The sequence below is a fragment of the Cupriavidus sp. C1SS-2L genome (assembly GCF_057073735.1).
Genome location: NZ_CP172709.1, coordinates 17337 through 35475, shown reverse-complemented (window position 1 = coordinate 35475; position 18139 = coordinate 17337). Strand labels below are relative to the sequence as shown.

The 18139-nt window shown below is 63.2% G+C and carries 18 protein-coding genes; 14 read left to right on the top strand and 4 right to left on the bottom strand.

From position 1 onward, the window contains the following. Position 1 precedes the first annotated feature (1 nt). A complete protein-coding gene (locus tag ACIGJG_RS17930) occupies positions 2-814 on the bottom strand; it encodes a helix-turn-helix transcriptional regulator (RefSeq protein WP_483673699.1) in 813 nt (270 codons plus the stop codon). Between the two features lie 166 nt (positions 815-980). On the opposite strand from ACIGJG_RS17930, the gene ACIGJG_RS17925 reads away from it, so the two are divergent. Together ACIGJG_RS17925 and ACIGJG_RS17920 are read left to right on the top strand one after the other, a co-directional pair. Continuing rightward, on the top strand, positions 981-1406 hold the full coding sequence (locus ACIGJG_RS17925; protein ID WP_011299600.1) for a TOBE domain-containing protein: 426 nt from the start codon (positions 981-983) through the stop codon (positions 1404-1406). Between the two features lie 234 nt (positions 1407-1640). After that, the gene (locus ACIGJG_RS17920) at positions 1641-1832 is read left to right on the top strand and encodes a YjfB family protein (RefSeq protein WP_011299599.1); all 192 of its coding nucleotides are present in this window, start codon (positions 1641-1643) and stop codon (positions 1830-1832) included. A gap of 95 nt (positions 1833-1927) precedes the next feature. Here ACIGJG_RS17920 and ACIGJG_RS17915 read toward each other — a convergent pair whose 3' ends face one another. Further along, positions 1928-2773 (bottom strand): glycosyltransferase family 92 protein, encoded by an 846-nt coding sequence (locus ACIGJG_RS17915; protein WP_483673698.1) that lies wholly within the window; start codon positions 2771-2773, stop codon positions 1928-1930. Positions 2774-3226: 453 nt separating this feature from the next. Between ACIGJG_RS17915 and ACIGJG_RS17910 the strand changes: the two genes are divergently transcribed. From ACIGJG_RS17910 to ACIGJG_RS17880, 7 genes are all read left to right on the top strand, one after another. Then, a complete protein-coding gene (locus ACIGJG_RS17910; RefSeq protein WP_483673696.1) occupies positions 3227-3805 on the top strand; it encodes a cysteine peptidase family C39 domain-containing protein in 579 nt (192 codons plus the stop codon). 145 nt (positions 3806-3950) lie between these two features. Continuing rightward, positions 3951-5057 (top strand): AraC family transcriptional regulator, encoded by a 1107-nt coding sequence (locus ACIGJG_RS17905; protein ID WP_011299596.1) that lies wholly within the window; start codon positions 3951-3953, stop codon positions 5055-5057. 281 nt (positions 5058-5338) lie between these two features. Further along, complete coding sequence (locus ACIGJG_RS17900) at positions 5339-6127, top strand: SDR family oxidoreductase (RefSeq protein WP_011299595.1); 789 nt, start codon at positions 5339-5341, stop codon at positions 6125-6127. Positions 6128-6207: 80 nt separating this feature from the next. Next, entirely contained in the window at positions 6208-7497 is a 1290-nt protein-coding gene (locus ACIGJG_RS17895; protein ID WP_140948794.1) for a styrene monooxygenase/indole monooxygenase family protein, read from the top strand. A 73-nt stretch (positions 7498-7570) separates the two neighbouring features. Next, a complete protein-coding gene (locus ACIGJG_RS17890; protein WP_011299593.1) occupies positions 7571-8095 on the top strand; it encodes a flavin reductase family protein in 525 nt (174 codons plus the stop codon). A gap of 97 nt (positions 8096-8192) precedes the next feature. Further along, complete coding sequence (locus ACIGJG_RS17885) at positions 8193-9794, top strand: phytoene desaturase family protein (RefSeq protein WP_220630522.1); 1602 nt, start codon at positions 8193-8195, stop codon at positions 9792-9794. A 233-nt stretch (positions 9795-10027) separates the two neighbouring features. Further along, positions 10028-10300: an XRE family transcriptional regulator gene (locus ACIGJG_RS17880; protein ID WP_011299591.1), complete on the top strand. Its 273-nt coding sequence runs from the start codon at positions 10028-10030 to the stop codon at positions 10298-10300. Here ACIGJG_RS17880 and ACIGJG_RS17875 read toward each other — a convergent pair. Both ACIGJG_RS17875 and acnB read right to left on the bottom strand, forming a co-directional pair. Continuing rightward, positions 10297-11154 carry an alpha/beta hydrolase gene (locus ACIGJG_RS17875; RefSeq protein ID WP_049796480.1) on the bottom strand — a complete coding sequence of 286 codons (858 nt, stop codon included), beginning with the start codon at positions 11152-11154 and terminating at the stop codon, positions 10297-10299. The genes ACIGJG_RS17880 and ACIGJG_RS17875 overlap by 4 nt on opposite strands. 599 nt (positions 11155-11753) lie before the next feature. Further along, on the bottom strand, positions 11754-14345 hold the full coding sequence (gene acnB / locus ACIGJG_RS17870) for a bifunctional aconitate hydratase 2/2-methylisocitrate dehydratase (protein ID WP_140948798.1): 2592 nt from the start codon (positions 14343-14345) through the stop codon (positions 11754-11756). Positions 14346-14794: 449 nt separating this feature from the next. Here acnB and fliL point away from each other — a divergent pair, with 449 nt between their 5' ends. From fliL to fliP, 5 genes are all read left to right on the top strand, one after another. Beyond that, positions 14795-15289 carry a flagellar basal body-associated protein FliL gene (gene fliL / locus ACIGJG_RS17865; protein ID WP_041680375.1) on the top strand — a complete coding sequence of 165 codons (495 nt, stop codon included), beginning with the start codon at positions 14795-14797 and terminating at the stop codon, positions 15287-15289. Positions 15290-15444: 155 nt separating this feature from the next. Then, entirely contained in the window at positions 15445-16458 is a 1014-nt protein-coding gene (fliM, locus tag ACIGJG_RS17860; RefSeq protein ID WP_011301989.1) for a flagellar motor switch protein FliM, read from the top strand. Further along, positions 16451-16879, top strand: a complete 429-nt coding sequence (fliN, locus tag ACIGJG_RS17855; protein ID WP_011301988.1) for a flagellar motor switch protein FliN — start codon at positions 16451-16453, stop codon at positions 16877-16879. The genes fliM and fliN overlap by 8 nt, the downstream gene beginning before the upstream one ends. Then, a complete protein-coding gene (fliO, locus tag ACIGJG_RS17850) occupies positions 16876-17325 on the top strand; it encodes a flagellar biosynthetic protein FliO (RefSeq protein ID WP_011301987.1) in 450 nt (149 codons plus the stop codon). The genes fliN and fliO overlap by 4 nt, the downstream gene beginning before the upstream one ends. Next, positions 17322-18119, top strand: coding sequence for a flagellar type III secretion system pore protein FliP (gene fliP / locus ACIGJG_RS17845; protein WP_011301986.1), 798 nt, complete (start codon positions 17322-17324; stop codon positions 18117-18119). The genes fliO and fliP overlap by 4 nt, the downstream gene beginning before the upstream one ends. Positions 18120-18139 lie beyond the last annotated feature (20 nt).

Here is an 18139-nt window from a genome sequence, read left to right as displayed (position 1 = left end):
GCTATGGCGCATCGGGCAACTCACGCAGCAGCCGATGCAGATGTCCGCTGGAGGCAAAGCCGAGATGCACGCTGACGCTGGCCGCTGACCAGCCCGCTGCGATCAGTGCGCGCGCATGGGTCGCCAGCATGCGTCGCCGGACCGCTACGGGGCTGACACCGAACTCGATCCGGCAGGCTCGCTGCAAATGGCGGACCGATACGCCGAATTCCGCGGCCACGGCATCGACCGACGGCAGGCGCAAATCGCGCTCGAGCGCGACGGTGAAGCGGCGTACCATGCGCAGCGCCAGCGACGCGGGTTCCTCCGGCATCGCAAGCGGCCGGCTCGCCATGATCTGCTCGACGATGGCGCGCACCAGCCACGATGCGCTCGACGCGGAAATCGTCGGCGCAAGCAGTGCCTCGAGCATCGCGATGGTCGCCGCATCGAGCCTGACCGCGCCGAACGGCCGGCACCCGGCCAGGCGATCCGGCGGCAGATAAAGTTCGCCGTGCTGCTGGCGTCCGGGCTCGGACGCCGTCAGGTGCGACGTGGACGCTGGCAACAGCACCGCGGTGCCGCGCACGAGCGTGGCGGCATGCCGGCCATCGGACTCGCCGGGCATTTCCTCCCACAACGTCCGGAGCCGGCCCATGCGCGGCCACAGCAGCATGCCGCAGTCGTGGATGTGCCATTCACGGCGGAAACCGGGCTGGCGGCTGTCGTGCAGGGCAAACCCATGTGTCGCGGTCAGGTGGAGCTTCGGTGACAGATGAGGCACGTCGGCCATCGCAGGCGTCCCGCAGAGATCGTTCGGAATGGCATCGATCATACGCCGTGGCGCCGCGGTATCGGCAGGTTGGCCCGACCTATCCTTCCCGATCGCCGGAGGAGCAGGCACACTATCGCTGCCCGGTAGGGAAGTCCGGCTGGCATGGCCCCAGGCCCCAGGCCTCACGCCGATCCCGGTCAATCCGAATGAACAAGGAAGTCACACCATGATCACCAGCGCACGCAATCACTTCTCCGGCGAAGTCGCCCTGGCCCGCCACGGCGCGGTCAATGATGAAGTCATCCTGCGTCTGGCCGGCGGCCAGGAGATCGTCGCCACGGTGACCAGCGAAAGCGCCACGCGGCTCGCGCTCGCCCCCGGCAAGAAAGCGGCCGCGATGGTCAAGGCCACGTCCGTGATCGTCATGGTCGATGTGGATGCAAGCAAGGTGTCGGCACGCAACGCGGTCAGCGGCAAAGTTACCGATATCAAGAAAGGCGCGGTCAATACCGACGTGACCATCACCGACGACAAGGGCCTGGCGATTTCCGCGATCATCACGAACAGCAGCAGCGACCGGCTGGGGCTCGCCTTGGGCAAGGCAGCCGTGGCCGTCTTCAAGGCTTCGAGCGTGATCGTGGCGGTGGATTAAGGCGTTATCGGAAAGAAGGGCTAGCGATGACGTTCGTGATCGTCGCTGTCCGCACGGCGCATTCGCGGTCTCCGTTCGCTGCGGTAGGTAACACGCACGGCGCCAGCGGAAATCCCGCGATGCGAGATGGTGCTCAAGGTGGAAAGGATTCCGGACGAAAACCAGGATGCGGGCATCCCGGCCGCGATGCCAGGGACGCCCCTTATCCCTAAACCTTTTTCAGGAACTGAAAACATGAGCACATCCATTGTCAGCGCGCTCAATGCCGCCGATCCGGGCTCGGACCCGGTATCGCTGCTGATGCTGCGCAAGACGCTGGACCTGCAGGCCCAGAGCGTGGCCAGCCTGGTGCAGACGGCCGCTGCCGCGGCACCGGTGGCCAGCAACCCGCCCCATCTTGGCCAGAACGTTGACGTGAAGGTCTGAGCCCGAACCGCGGCGTTGCAGGCGCGACACCGCCAATATGCAAGGAGGCCCCGCATTTGCGGGGCCTTCTTCTTTGCTGCGAGTGCCAGCGCCTGTCAGGCGGCTTGCTGCAGGGAGACTTCTTCGATGGCGGCCTCGAGTTCCCTCACCTTCAGCTTGAGCCGGACCAGGAAGTTATACGACACCCCGTCATCACACTCGTTGCGGTCGTACTTGTGGAACCACTCGTCCGGCCGGACGTACGCAGCATTGAAGTCCGCCGCGCCCATGTTCTGCTTGGTCTGCTTGAAGAACGAGTAGCTCTGCACGCTGTAATGGTTGATGCGGAACTTGTCCCAGGACGGTTGCGCATCGGGGTTGTCGCGGATGATCGGGTCCGTGATCAGGCGCATCTGCTCGTCATACGTCCCGTGCGACGTCCGGAACAGGTGCGAACTCGCAATCTCGATCTGCTGCCCGCCCCGCACGATGGACTTGATATGGCGGTTGTCCTGGAACGAACGGGCGCTGTGGCGCGTGTAGTTCTCCATGATCAGGCCCGCGGGCTCTTCGATATGGCCGCTGCTGCCATAGCACATCCAGTACACCGCCAGTGCCGACAGCGGCTTGCCGGCATACGGCGCCAGCGCTTCGGCCATGCTGGATTGTGCCGTCGGAAAGAGGAATTCATCGCCGTCGATAAACGCCATCCAGTCGACGTCCTGGCCGTGCGTATTCCAGGCATGGTGGTAGGCCGCGAGCTGCGGCTTGTCATCCGATTCGAGCCCGTAGACCTGGATGGGATACCGCTGGGTCAGCTTCAGCAGCGTATCGGACATACCGTCGCGGCACTTGTGGCTGTAGATGTAGAACTGGTTGAAGCCCACCAGCATATGGAAGGCCAGCCATTCGACAATCCAGGGATTGCGGTCGCGCTGAATGGAGGTGACGGCGATTTTCATTGCATTCCCGCTTTCGCGCGCGCGTTGGCGGGCCGGTTCATGGTTGGAGAGGGCCGGCGGCAAACAAGGCCCGATGGTGTGCGGCCCCATCTTATGTGCCACGCACCCTCGCCAATTCGGACGTCACAGGGTCAAAACGGCCTCAATTCGCTGGCACACGAACCCGCACCGCCTGACAAGGAGGACGGTACAGCACCTACTCGGCCCCAGGTCGGCTCCCGGCTGTTTTCACCGTCCTCGCTGCGGCTGGAGCAACTGATTTCCGCACCTGTTTCAAAGTCGAATCAACCTGCATTCCCCTGTCTGAATGATGGGAACAGAGTGCCTCGTGGCATACGCTTGCCTGAAACAACGACGCCACTAAAACCGGGGGGAAACATGAATCAGAGCGACTGCGACTGCGAGCCGTGGGAGCCTGCGGAGGCAACCTTATGCAAGGCGCCGGAGTCAGGCATGGCTGGAACGCCGGTGCGAAATCCGGCGAAATATCCGTCGGGCGCGGATGATCCGTTTCTGGGCTGCTTGTTGATCATTAACCGGACATGGCAGTGCCCGGTTTCGCCAGCCGCCCTGGTGAAGGCACTGTCACGCGAAGGGCACCGCCTCACATTGGAGTTCCTTGGCTCGGCAGCGGCAAATGCCGGCTGGTCAACCGAGCTGGTTGAAATGGGGCTCGACGACATCGCGGACAGCGTACTGCCCGCGATCCTGCTGCTGCGAAAGGGAAGGCCTTGCGTATTGCTGGAGCGTCGTGGGTATGGGCGCTTCCTGGTTGCACTGCCGGGCTGGGGCGGTGGGGTGCAAGAAGTCGAACGGGAAGCGTTGCTGGCCGAGTACAGTCGGTACGCCGTCCTGGCGGAGCCTGTGACGCAAGCGCACGCCCAGGCATACACGGCGCCGGCGCCGATCCGGTCGCCAAGTGTACCGATGCGCCGTTCAAGCCCCTGGGACCGGCTGGTTGCCATGGCGCACAAGGTGCTTTGGTTGCAGGGCAGGCACCGTGTAGAAGAGGCTGCCGGCGCTGGCGGCTAGCCGTGCCGTCACACCGCAGACTTGTCCGCGCACGATCGGGGGCTGATGTCGTATCTTTCCCGTGATCCCATTCCCTCCGTCAGCCCGGCCACAAATATGATTTTGGAATTATTTAGTCTTAAATTATGATTGTCCTAAGCCCGGAATGCGGCGATCATCCTCGCAGGCTCCAACGATACAGACAGCCCTCGAACATTCCGACGCAATGCCGCCCCGTCAAAGCATCGAACAAGACGCGTTTCCGGATCTGCTCGCCCACTATCCCTTGTTTCGCTCCAAGGATGTCGAGGAAACGCAGGGCAAGGTTGCGGCGGTGTTTTGCCCGCACGTGCTTCGCGTCGTTGGTGCGACGCAGCATCTGCGCGTCCAGCACAACCTGGTAAAGCTGCATGACACCGCTATCAATTTCCTGTCGTACGGTGCGGACGTAGACATCGACCCGGGCCGGCTGGGCAACTTTTACCTGGCGCAGATTCCTGTCGCAGGCCATGCAGACATCCAGTGTGGCGCGCAAAGCCTGGTGTCTGACGTCAGGACAGCCAGTTTGCTCAGCCCGGACACCCCCACGCGAATGCACTGGCACCAGGACTGCGCGCAAGTGTTGCTCTGGATAGAGAAGGCGGCAATGGAGCACCGCTTCGCCTTGTTGACAGGGCGCGACCCCGTGGGCTCGCTCGCCTTCGATCCGTCGCTGCCCCAGCACGCAGGTCTTGCCAGCCCCTGGACGCAGGCTGTGCTCGACCTCGCACGGAATATCGATCAGCACGGCACGCACTGGCTCGCGTTTCCCGCAGCGGTGGCTTCGATGGAAGACTATCTCTTGCGGACACTGCTGCTGCTTCAGCCGCACACCTACACCTATCTCCTCGCGCGCAGCGCCGAACCGGCCAGGCCGCGTCATATGCAGCGGGTCATCGACTACGTCCACGCGAATGCGGAAACGCCCCTGACGGTGGCAGATCTGGCGCAGATCGCGTGCGTCAGTGTCCGGGCACTGGAGGAAGGCTTCCGACGTCATCTCAATACCACGCCGGTTGGATATCTGCGCGACGTCAGGCTGGACGGGGTGCGACAAGCACTGATCGCCGCAGCGGGAGCCGAGCACGCCTCCATCACGGATATCGCATATCGGTTTGGCTTTACGCATCTGGGCCGCTTTGCGGCCTATTACAAGCAGCGCTTCGGCGTTTCTCCCTCGGCGACTTTGCGTGGCGAGGCGACGGAACGCCCTTCCGGCGATACGCGGCGTTGAGAGGCATCGGTCTGCGTCGTTGATACGACAATAGGGCAGCGCACGCCGCACACTAGCACCGGCGGGCGAGCTGTCTGCCAGGTGGCCCTCTTCTTTCTGCCTGTCTGCCTGCATCCCGCCCACCTCCCCGCCCACACCTTTCCGCCCGACATCCCTGCTGTCGGCAAAGGCGCGCAATCCGGATATCAGGCCAGCGGATTCCGGATAGCAACCTCGTCATCGCTAAACCAAACTACCTTCCACATGGCGACGTACAAGCCAGAAAACAAGCGGAGACAGACATGCAAGGCATGGAAGGCAAGACGGCCATCGTGACCGGCGGTGCAACGATGATTGGCGAGGCGGTGGTTTCGGCCCTGATTTCGGCAGGCGCGAACGTTGTTGTCGTTGACATCGACCAGGCAGGTGGCAATCAGATTGCGCAGCGTCATCCGTCGCGTTGCCGATTTGCCGCGGTGGACGTCACCAGCGATGCGGACATCGCGACCTGTATCACCCGGACCGTCGAGGCATTTCACGGCATCGACCTGCTTATCAACTGTGCCTGCACGTATGTGGACAATGGCGCCGATTCCACCCGGGAGCAGTGGCTGGATTCCTACAACGTCAATGTCGTCGGCGCGGCAATGATGCTCAAGGCCTGCGTGCCGGAGATGAAGAAGCGCGGCGGCGGAGCGGTCGTGAACTTTGCCTCGATCTCGGCCGGCGTGGCGCAGTCTGGGCGTTGGCTGTATCCGATCAGCAAGGCCGCGATGCAGCAGTTCACCCGCAGCGCGGCGCTTGACTTGGCCCCGGACAATATTCGCGTGAACTCGGTTTCGCCGGGATGGACGTGGTCCTCGGTCATCAGCGCTCTCAGCGGCGGCGACAAGGCAAAGGCCGACAGTGTCGCCGCCGACTTCCATCCGCTCGGACGCCTCGGCAAGCCCGAAGAAGTTGCGCAGGTTGTCCTGTTCCTGCTGTCCGACGCAGCCGCGTTCGTCACCGGTACCGACTACGCGTGTGATGGCGGCTATGGCGCGTTGGGACCGGAAGGCCGGCATGCCGCCATCCAACGCCTCATGGCGTAGCAGCGCCAGATGAATCGCCGCGAGGGCGTCCGGATCGTGCCCAAGCGTCAGACAAAGACAAGCCCCCACTGGAGACACACATGACAACCCATTCCTTTGCCAAGATCACGCCGCGCAAGATTGCCATCGTCGGCGCAGGCCAGGCCGGCCTGTTGCTCGGATGCGCCTTGCTCCATCAAGGTTATGCGGTCACGCTGGTGACCAACCGAACCGCAGAAGAAGTCTGGAGCGGCAAGGTGATGTCATCGCAGTGCATATTCGACCAGGCGCTCCAGATCGAGCGCAGTTTCGGGATGAACCAGTGGGAATCGCAGTGCCCCAGCGTGAACGGCATTGGGCTGACGATCCCGACTTCCGATGGCAAGGGCGAGATGGCCATCCACTGGCGTGCTCGCCTGAATGCCTATGCACAGTCGGTGGACCAGCGCGTCAAGATGCCCGGATGGATGGCGGAGTTCGAGCGTCGCGGCGGAGATCTGCGTATCGAGAACGTCGAAATTCCCCAGCTCGAAGCATTGAGCGAAAGCCATGATCTGGTCCTGCTGGCCGGCGGCAAGGGCGAGATCGTCAACCTGCTGACCCGCAATGATGCGCGCTCTCCCGTTCGCCAACCGCAACGCCAACTGGCACTCGCATACGTGACGGGGATGGAGCGCAGCGGCCCGTTCGAATGCGTCAATTTCAACCTGATTCCCGGCGTTGGCGAGTATTTCGTGTTCCCAGCCCTCACCACCAAGGGCAGCAGCGAAACGCAGGCCTGTGACATCATGGTCTTCGAAGCCATTCCGGGCGGTCCCATGGACCGCTGGGCGGATGTCAAATCTGCCGACCAGCATCTGGACGTTTGCCTGGGTATCCTGCGCGACTACCTTCCCTGGGAAATCGAACGGTGCGCCAATGTCCAGCTCACCGATGCGAATGGCATCCTGAGCGGGCGTGTCACGCCGACCGTGCGTAATCCCACCCTTACGCTGCCCTCCGGCCGGATTGTGATGGGCCTCGGCGACGCCGTCATGGTCAATGATCCGATCACGGGGCAAGGCTCCAATAACGCGACCAAGGGCGCCCTGCACTATTTCGACGCCATCCTGCGCAACACTGACAAACCCTTCGACAAGGCCTGGATGCAATCCACCTTCGACGGCCTTTACGAGAGCTACGCAGAGCCTGTGATCCGTTGGACCAACTCATTGCTGTTCCCGCCGCCGGACCACATCGTCAGGCTGCTGGCCACCGCGCAGCACGCGCCGCGCGTCGCCCAGCGCATAGCCAACGGCTTCAACGATCCGCGCGACTACGGCAGCTACTGGTTCGACGAAGACGCCACCGACGCCTGGATCGCACAAGCGTCCCAGTCCCGGGCCGCCTGAATACATCACCGCCCCACCAGAACAAGTCGCCTGCTTGCGCCCTCATGGCGGCAGCAGGCCACAGGAGACAACCATGACCGATGCTCGCGGGTTTCGGAATGCCCTCGGCCGCTTCGCCACTGGCGTAGCCATCGTCACAACCCGTACCGCCGATGGCGAACCGTGGGGCGTGACTGTCAACAGTTTCAGCTCGGTATCCCTGGAGCCGCGCCTGGTGCTGTGGAGCCTCGCAAAAAAGTCATACAGCCTCGAGGCATTCCGCAAGTCCGGCAGTTTCGTGATCCACGTCCTGGCGTCCGATCAGGAAGACGTCTCGAACCGCTTTGCGCGCGGTACGGACGGCAAGTTCGCTGGAATCTCGTGCACCGACGGTATCGGGGGAGCCCCTGTTCTGCCAGGCTGCGCAGCGGTCTTCCAGTGCCGCAACGCACAGCAGTACGACGGCGGCGACCACATCATATTCATTGGCGAGGTCCATCATTTCGACACATCGGACCGCGAATCCCTGCTCTTCTATCAGGGCAGCTATACCCGCGCCGCCAACTCGCTCACCGACCTTGCAGAACGCATCCGCAGCGAACAGGTCGCAGCGGCCTGAATGCCACGCGCGGCCGTGCGCGCAGGCCGACTGCAGGCCAATGCAGCCACCAGACGCATTGCCCTGCCCCTTCTTATCCTTGCCCCCGGGATCATCCATGTCAACCTATGACGCCGTGATTGTCGGCAGTGGTATCAATTCGCTTGTCTGCGCTGCCGTCCTGGCGCGGCGCGGCAAGCGCGTCTGCGTGCTCGAACGCAACAGCACGCTGGGCGGATGCATTCGCACCGAGGCCCTGCACGCACCGGGCTACCTGCACGATACGTTGTCCACGGCACACCCGCTGTTCGTCACGTCGCCCGGCTATGCGGAGCTGAAGGACGATCTCCATCAGGCGGGACTCAGCTATGCCAATAACGACACGCCCACAGGCGTATTGCTGCCCGACAATCGCTCGCTGATTCTGGCTACGTCCCGCGAGCGCAATGTCAGCGCCTTCAATGCCCTGGCAAGCGGCGACGGCGATGCCTATCTGGCCGCCATGCAGGAGGTCGAGCAGAATGCCGGCCTCGTGTTCTCGCTGCTCGGCAACGAACTGTGGAGTGCCGATGTAGCAAAGACGGTGGCCGGCCGCCTCTGGAAGCAGGGTGTGCATGACACGGTCGCCTTCTTTTCCCCTGCACTGATGAGTTGCCGGAGCTGGCTGGAGACCCGCATCCGGTCCGACCTGGTCCGGGCGCTGCTGGCGCCCTGGGTATTGCATACCGGCCTTGGTCCGGAGAGCGCCATGTCCGCGCTGATGGGTAAAGTGGTCGCGTTCAGCCTGGAGGCGGTGGGACTTCCGATCGTCCAGGGTGGAAATGCCCGCACTGTGGAGGCATTCCGCCAAATCGTGGAAAGCCACGGCGGTGCTTTCCACGTCAATGCCGACGTCGAGGACGTCCTGGTCGAAAACGGCTCGGCGCGCGGCGTACGGACGCGGGACGATCGCGTATTCATGGGCAAGGAGATCATCTGCAACGTCACGCCCGGGCAGCTCTACGGCAAGCTGCTGGCCCCCGCGCATGTTCCACCAGCCCTGCGGCAGCAAGCGGCGGAATATCGGTATGGCAAGGGCAATATGCAGATCCACCTGTCGTTGTCAGCCCCGCCGGACTGGCCCCACGCGCATTTGCGGAACGTCATCTACCTGCACCTTACCTCGGGTCTGGACGGCGTCTCCAGGGCAGTCAGCGAAGCGGAGCGCGGACTGCTTCCGGCCGAAGGCACGATCTGTGTGGCGCAGCCTTGCGCAGTTGACCCGTCCCGGAGCCCGGCTGGCGGCTGGGTGCTCTGGATCCAGGTCCCCGAGTGCCCGCGCACGATCAAAGGCGATGCCTTGGGAGAAATCGACGCCCCGGCGGACGGCCGCTGGACACCGGAAATCAGAGAGCGCTACGCCGACCGGATCATCGACCGCATTGCGCGTCAGGTGCCCAACCTGAAGGCAAGCATCGTCGGTCGGACTGTCCTGTCGCCCGCGGACCTCGAAGCGATGAACATCAATCTCGTCGGCGGCGATCCTTATTCCGGCGAATGCAGCATTGATCAGTTCATGGTCTGGCGGCCGCTTCGGGGCGCCAGGAATCATGCAACGCCGGTTAAACATTTGCACCACATCGGCGCCTCTACCCATCCGGGGCCGGGGCTTGGCGGTACGTCCGGCTACCACGTCGCCAATGCGCTGGCACGGAAGCGGGCGAAATCAAACCGAACATGAAAAGCTCTGACAGGAGACGACCAGACAGGACCAACGGAGTGAGTCGGCGCTCAAAGGATCCTCGCTTGTCCCGTGTGTCACCATGATGACGCGCAGAGATCGGACAGCCTCGCAACCCCTCGGTGTTTCCCCGAGATTGTCCTGACCGTGCCTTACCCTAATAATCGCGCCCTCAACCACCATCGTGCAGGCGCAGCAAGGCGTGGTCAGCAAAGGATAAAGAGGTAGCCCCGATGTTCCGCTTCGAGTATGGACCGAGCAATGTTTATGTACAGCTTGGCTTCGAGGACGCCGAAGAAATCCCCCTCAAGGCGGGAATCGTGAAGGACATCACCGATCGGATTCGGTGTGCCGGACTGACGCTGTCGGACGCCGCCGCCATGCTCGGGACGTCGCAATCAGATCTGCTCCTGGCGCTTTGCGGGAAACTCCAGTCTTTTCGGGCGGCGGAGCTGCTCGCTTGGCTTGATCGCCTGAGCTTCCCCTTGCAGTTGAAGAACCGCTAGCGGCCGGTCGCCTGGAGAGGCATCAGGGGAGCGGAACTTATCGCAGTACGAGCCATGAGCAGCTGGTCCCAATGCGCGTCTGTCATGCCGGATATCCAGGTATTGTGTGTCGCCGTGGGCAACACGAGTAGCGTGGATGATCCCCGGCTGGCGAGTTGTTTTTGAAGTGCCAGTCCCGCCTGAGGGCCCACCAACTCGTCCTGACCGGCTACCAGAACGGCGGAAAGCCCGTGATAGTTCGCAAGCGCCACGCTGGAATCGAACGGAGACTTCAATAGCAGGCGGACCGGGATAAACCACATTTTCCGAGCCGCTGTCTCTCGCAGGCTGGAGAACGGCGTAATCAGCACCAGCCTGTCAACACGCTCTGGCATGGCCGCTGCAACTTGCGCCGCCACGCCACTTCCCAAAGACTCGCCCACAAGTGTCACGCGGCCGGGCCAGCGCTGGGAAATCTCGCGCATCAAAGCCATCGCAGAGGGAACAATGGTGGCCTGCGAAGGCTTTCCCCGATTGGGGCCAAAGCCGGGATACTCGGCCAGAACAAGCCGGTACCCTCTGGTGTTGAAGACCTTGGCCAGGCTGAGCCGCTCGAAGGCATTGCCGTCGTTTCCGTGAAAGAAGAGCGCTGTTTTCGTCGATGCATCAACGACCGGAGGCTCCACCACGATCGCATTCAAGCCTGGAATGATCCGGGCTTTGGCTTCTACCGCCTTTTCCCGCCACAGTGACTCGTCGGCCGTCACCGGGAAATAGATGAAGTGATCCTGGCGCACATACATCCACACCAGAATCACGCAGTAGATCAGCGCGGCAATGAGCGGCGTTCTTCTTAAGGCCAGCCGAACTTGCATAGGAAGAGCCTTTGCTAACGTCATGCGTCATGCGCTAACTTGCGGCATCGTCGGAAAGCGAAGGTTCTCAAACGACGAGTCCGTCGATGATGGTACGCCAGTACCGGCCTATGAGGGTAGCCCGCTGCAAGAGTAAGGCGAAGACAGGACGGTTCGCCTAAACTTTCGACAGAACGAACAGGAGGAGCCTTGCCATGTCCCAGTCCCGCCGCCAGGTGTTTCGCGCTTGTCACGTCCTGGGCGCCGCGATGGTTGGACCCGCGATTCTCCTTGGGGTGGCGCTCGCTCTCGGCGGCTGCGAAGGCGTTCCGCGAGATACCACTGCGACGCCGCCTCCGCCTCGTCAGCCAATCCCAAGCAGCGATGACCAGTACCCGGCACCGCGGTCCGAGCGCGACACGCGCAGCCCTTCGGCACCGGCACGCTAGGAGACTGTCCGACGAGAGCAGATCTTCGGCTGAATAAAAAACAAAGGGCAACCACAAGGGTTGCCCAAGGCAAAATTCTCACACCCGACTATGCATCCGTTGTCGCCAATGGCGCCCCCGAAAACAGGGGGCGCCATTGGTGGTGGTGGCGTCGGGGTGCCGCGGAGAACCTTACAGGTTCACGCCATCAGCGACTTCCTTGAAGTCCTCGATCTGGTCGAAGTTCATGTACTTGTAGATCTTGTCGCCATTCTGGTTAATGACGCCAATATCGGCCATGTACTCTTCCTTCGAAGGGATCTTGCCCAGACGCGAGCAGATCGCGGCCAGTTCGGCCGAACCCAGGTACACGTTGGTGTTCTTGCCCAGACGGTTCGGGAAGTTGCGGGTCGAGGTCGACATCACCGTCGCGCCCTCGCGCACCTGTGCCTGGTTACCCATGCACAGCGAGCAGCCCGGCATTTCGGTACGCGCACCGGCCGTGCCGAACACGCCGTAGTGGCCTTCTTCGGTCAGCTGCTTCTGGTCCATCTTGGTCGGCGGGGCCACCCACAGCTTGACCGGGATGTCGCGCTTGCCTTCCAGCAGCTTCGAAGCGGCACGGAAGTGGCCGATGTTGGTCATGCACGAACCGATGAACACTTCGTCAATCTTGGCGCCAGCCACGTCCGACAGCGTCTTCACGTCGTCCGGATCGTTCGGGCAAGCCACGATTGGCTCATGGATGTCGGCCAGGTCGATCTCGATCACGGCAGCGTATTCGGCGTCGGCATCCGGAGCCAGCAGTTCCGGCTTGGCCAGCCATGCTTGCATGGCTTCGATGCGGCGCTGCAGGCTGCGCGGGTCCTGGTAGCCCTGGGCGATCATCCACTTCAGCAGCGTGATGTTGCTGTTGATGTATTCGATGATCGGTTCCTTGTTCAGGTGCACCGAGCAACCGGCGGCCGAACGCTCGGCGGAAGCATCTGACAGTTCGAACGCTTGCTCGACCTTCAGGTCAGGCAGGCCTTCGATTTCGAGGATGCGGCCCGAGAAGATGTTCGTCTTGCCTTGCTTGGCCACGGTCAGCAGGCCTTGCTTGATTGCGTACAGCGGGATCGCGTTGACCAGGTCACGCAGGGTCACGCCAGGCTGCATCTTGCCCTTGAAGCGGACCAGCACCGATTCCGGCATGTCCAGCGGCATCACGCCGGTGGCAGCGGCAAAGGCGACCAGGCCCGAACCGGCCGGGAAGCTGATGCCGATCGGGAAGCGGGTGTGCGAGTCGCCGCCCGTGCCGACGGTGTCGGGCAGCAGCATGCGGTTCAGCCACGAGTGGATCACGCCGTCGCCCGGACGCAGCGAGATACCGCCGCGGGTCGAAATGAATTCGGGCAGCGTGTGGTGGGTCTTGACGTCGACCGGCTTCGGATACGCCGCAGTGTGGCAGAACGACTGCATCACCAGGTCGGCCGAGAAGCCCAGGCAGGCCAGGTCCTTCAGCTCGTCGCGGGTCATCGGGCCGGTGGTGTCTTGCGAGCCCACCGAGGTCATCTTCGGTTCGCAGTACGTGCCCGGACGGATGCCCTTGCCTTCCGGCAGGCCGCAGGCGCGGCCGACCATCTTCTGGGCCAGCGTGAAGCCCTTGCCAGTGTCGGCCGGGTTCTGCGGCAGGCGGAACAGCGTCGACGGGGCCAGGCCCAACGCTTCGCGGGCCTTGGCGGTCAGGCCACGGCCGACGATCAGCGGAATGCGGCCGCCGGCGCGGACTTCGTCGAACAGCACGTCGGACTTGACCTTGAACTCGGCGATCACTTCACCGTTCTTCAGGGCCTTGCCTTCGTACGGGCGCAGTTCCACCACGTCGCCCATTTCCATCTTCGACACGTCCAGCTCGATCGGCAGCGCGCCGGCGTCTTCCATAGTGTTGTAGAAGATCGGGGCGATCTTGCTGCCCAGGCACACGCCGCCAAAGCGCTTGTTCGGGATGAAGGGGATGTCTTCGCCGGTGAACCACAGCACCGAGTTAGTGGCCGACTTGCGGCTCGAACCGGTACCGACCACGTCGCCGACGTAGGCAACCAGATTGCCCTTCTCGGCCAGCGACTGGATGAACTTGATCGGGCCGCGCTTGCCGTCTTCTTCGGGCTGGAACGCCGCGCCTTCACGCTTGTTCTTCAGCATGGCCAGCGCGTGCATCGGGATGTCCGGGCGCGTGGTGGCGTCCGGAGCCGGCGACAGGTCGTCGGTGTTGGTTTCGCCCGGCACCTTGAACACGGTGATGGTCAGGCTCTGCGGCACTTCCGGGCGGCTCGTGAACCACTCGGCGTCGGCCCAGCTCTGCAGCACGGCCTTGGCGTTGGCGTTGCCCTTGTCTGCGAGTTCCTTGACGTCGTGGAAGGCGTCGAACATCAGCAGGGTCTTCTTGAGCGCATCAGCGGCGACGGTGCCGACTTCGGCATCGGCCAGCAGCGAAATCAGCGGGGCGATGTTGTAGCCGCCGAGCATGGTGCCCAGCAGTTCGGTCGCCTTGGCGCGCGAGATCAGCTTGCAGCTGTCCTTGCCCTGGGCAACGGCGGCCAGGAAGGCAGCCTTGACCTTGGCGGCGTCATCCACACCGGCAGGCACGCGGTTGGTGATCAGGTCGACCAGGACCTGTTCTTCGCCGGCCGGCGGGTTCTTCAGCAGGTCGACCAGCTCGGCGGTCTGCTTTGCCGACAGCGGCAGCGGAGGAATGCCAAGCGCGGCGCGTTCGGCAACATGGGCGCGATAGTTTTCAAGCATGGGAACCTGCTTAGTAATTGGGTTGTAGAAATTCCGTTGACGTCGCGATTGTAGTCGGAAGCGCCGCCTCGGTCAAATGTCTTATATCTTATATAAGAGTGAAAAATAAAAATCTCTTTCTTAACAACCACTTACAAACCATCAAATCTGTCGATCAGCATGATCGACTACCCGAGTAGTGTAGTGGGGATTGATGGTGGCGCCAGTTATTTGGCACCGGCCGGAAACTCACGCCGATCGGGGGCGGGCCGGACGCGCACCGGCAACTCAAGTTCCGCGAGCAATACGCGTTAACCATGCAGCAGGCGTGCACCGCACGCCTGCTGGCGCAGCCATGCCTGCTCCCTTTCCGCTCAAACGGCCAAGCTGAAAGGGTTTCTCCCTTTTTTTCGGCCCTTTGCTGGCCTGCGATTCCGCAAGAATGGCAGGCATTCCGATACAGGCTTCTCATGGCGAACACGGCTTCTCCTTCCCAGATTGGCGGCACCTCAAGCAAGCGAGGCCGCATGCTGCTGATTGGCGGCGGCGTGCTGATCCTGGCTCTGGGCGCCGGAGGATTCGTGCTGGGCAGCATCCTGAGCAACCGGCAGCCGGCGGTACCCGCCGCACCGGCCGCGCCCGTGATCCCGCCGCCCATCTTCGTGCCGCTGGACGCCTTCACCGTGAACCTCAAGGGCGAGGACGGCGATCGCTTCCTGCATACCGGCCTGTCGCTCAAAGTGGCGGACGCCGACACGCAGGCACGCATGACGCAGTACCTGCCCGAAGCCCGCAGCCGCATCCTGCTGCTGCTGTCAGCCCGGCAACCGGCGGATCTCGCCACGGTGGAAGGCAAGCGCAAGCTGGCCGATGACATCCGCAACGCGATCAATCAGCCGTTCGCGACAGGACTGCCGCCGCAGCGCGTGCTCGACGTGTTGTTCACCTCCTTCGTGGTGCAGTAAGCACTTGCCCTGCCCCGACAGCCAACCCGATATGAAACTGCCATCCGCCTGCCAGCAACGCCACCACCGCACCCGCATGCTTGCGGGCCGCCGTGCGCGCTGACGCGGATATGGACAGTTCGATTCACACCGCAGCATAAGGGGCAGGACACCAGATGGCCTATGACAAGTTCCTCTCGCAGGACGAGGTAGACGAGCTGCTCAAGGGCGTTTCCGGCGAAGCGGACACGCCCAAGGCGAGCGAGCCCGCCGCGCCCGACGAGGGCGGCGTGCGCCCGTACAACCTCGCTACGCAGGAACGCGTGATCCGCGGGCGCCTGCACACGCTCGAGATCATCAACGAGCGCTTTGCGCGTTCGCTGCGTACTGCACTGTTCAATTTCATCCGCCGTGGCGCGGACATTACCGTGGGGAGCGTGCGCATCGAGAAGTTCGGCGATTTCGCGCGCAACCTGCCGATGCCGACCAACCTGAACCTGGTCCACATGAAGCCGCTGCGTGGCACGGCACTATTCGTGTACGACCCGAACCTGGTGTTCCTGGTGGTCGACAACCTGTTCGGAGGCGACGGCCGCTTCCACACCCGCGTGGAAGGCCGTGACTTCACCCAGACCGAGCAGCGCATTATCCAGCGCATGCTGGAGATGACGCTGACCAGCTACGGCAATGCCTGGCGCACCGTGTATCCGATCGAGACCGAATACGTCCGCTCGGAGATGCACACCAAGTTTGCAAACGTCGCCACGGTCAATGAGGCCGTGATCACCACCGCCTTCCACATCGAACTCGGCGCCGTGGGCGGACAGCTGCATGTCTGCCTGCCCTACGCCATGATCGAGCCGCTCAAGGACCTGCTGATGAATCCGCTGCAGGACGAGAAGGAGGTCGACAAGAGCTGGCTCGCGAAACTGTCCACGCAGTTGCGCGCGGCCGATGTGGAAGTCGTGGCCGAGTTCACGCACGTGCAAAGCACCGTCGCGGAAGTCCTGGCGCTGCGCGCCGGCGACGTGCTGCCGATCGAGCTGCCGGAGCACGTGTTCGGCAAGGTGAACGGCGTGCCCGTCATGCAATGCGGATTCGGCACGATCAATGGCCAGTACGCGCTGCGGGTAGAGCGAATGATCAATCACCAAGACAGCGATTCCAACAAGGAAACCGATCATGACTGACGGCATCGAGGACAAGCCGGTCGATCCGATGGACGACTGGGCCAGCGCGCTGGCGGAACAGACCAGCGCCACTGCGGCCGAAGCCCCGGTAGCGGCCGCCATCCCGGCCGCCGCCACCGTTTTCCCGCCGCTGGCCAAGGAAGCACCGAGCGGCTTCCAGAACGATATCGAGATGATCCTCGATATCCCGGTACAGCTCACGGTCGAGCTTGGCCGCACCAAGGTGCCCATCAAGAACCTGCTACAGCTTGCGCAGGGATCCGTGGTGGAACTGGACGGCCTGGCCGGCGAGCCGATGGACGTGCTGGTCAACGGCTACCTGATTGCGCAGGGTGAGGTGGTGGTGGTGAACGACAAGTTTGGCATTCGCCTGACGGACATCATCACGCCGTCCGAACGCATCCGCAAGCTCAACAAATGAACGCCGTCGGCCGCCTGCGGCGCGCCGCCCTGCCGCTCGCGGCGGTGGCGGCGCCGTGCCTGGCGCATGCCGCCGAAGGCAACGGGCCCGCCATCAGCGGCGCGGGCAGCCTGGCCCAGGCCGGGCTCGGGCTGTTTGGCGTCATTGCGCTGATCCTGGGCCTGGCCTGGGTGGCGCGCCGCGCGGGCCTGGTGCGCCACGGCCCGCAAGGCATGATGAAGGTGATCGGCAGCACCATGCTTGGCGCACGCCAGCGGCTGGTGCTGGTCGAGGTGGGCGACACCTGGCTGGTGCTCGGCGTGAGCGCTGGTGAAATCCGCACCTTGCACAGCATGCCGGCAGGACAGGCGACGCCATCGGCGCCGTCCGGCCCCGGCGGCAAGACTTCCGGCGGCAGCTTTGCCGAAAAGCTGCTGCGCTCGATGCAGGAAAACTTCAAGTCATGAACACCGAGCGCGCCGCCACACCGCGGCGCAAGACGCAATTCCGTGCGCTGGCCATCGGCAGCGCGCTACTGGTGGCCGTGCTGGCACTGGCGCTCGCGCCGGCACCCGTGCTGGCACAGGCACTGCCCGGCGTGACCAGCAAACCCGGCCCGGGGGGCGGCCAGATCTGGTCGCTGTCGATCCAGACGCTGGTCCTGCTGACTTCGCTAAGCTTCCTGCCGGCGGCCGTGCTGATGATGACCGGCTTCACCCGCATCGTCATCGTGCTGGGCCTGCTGCGCAACGCGCTCGGCACGGCATCGTCGCCGCCGAACCAGGTGCTGGTGGGCTTGTCGCTGTTCCTGACATTCTTCGTGATGAGCCCCGTGCTCGACCGGGTCTACAACGACGCGTACAAGCCGCTGTCCGAAAACAGGATCAGCCTCGAGACCGCGATGGCCAAGGCAGCCGAGCCGCTCAAGGGTTTCATGCTCAAGCAGACCCGCGAGAAGGATCTCGCCATGTTCGCGCAGATGGCAAAGGCGCCTGAAATGCAGGGCCCCGAAGAGGTGCCGATGAGCATCCTGGTTCCCGCGTTCGTCACGAGCGAACTCAAGACCGCATTCCAGATCGGCTTCACCATCTTTATTCCGTTCCTGATCATCGACCTCGTCGTCGCCAGCGTGCTGATGGCGATGGGCATGATGATGGTGCCGCCCGCCACGATCTCGCTGCCGTTCAAGCTGATGCTGTTCGTGCTCGTGGATGGCTGGCAGCTGCTGCTGGGCTCGCTCGCGCAGAGCTTCATGAATTGACCCGCCCCGACTGAACCTGG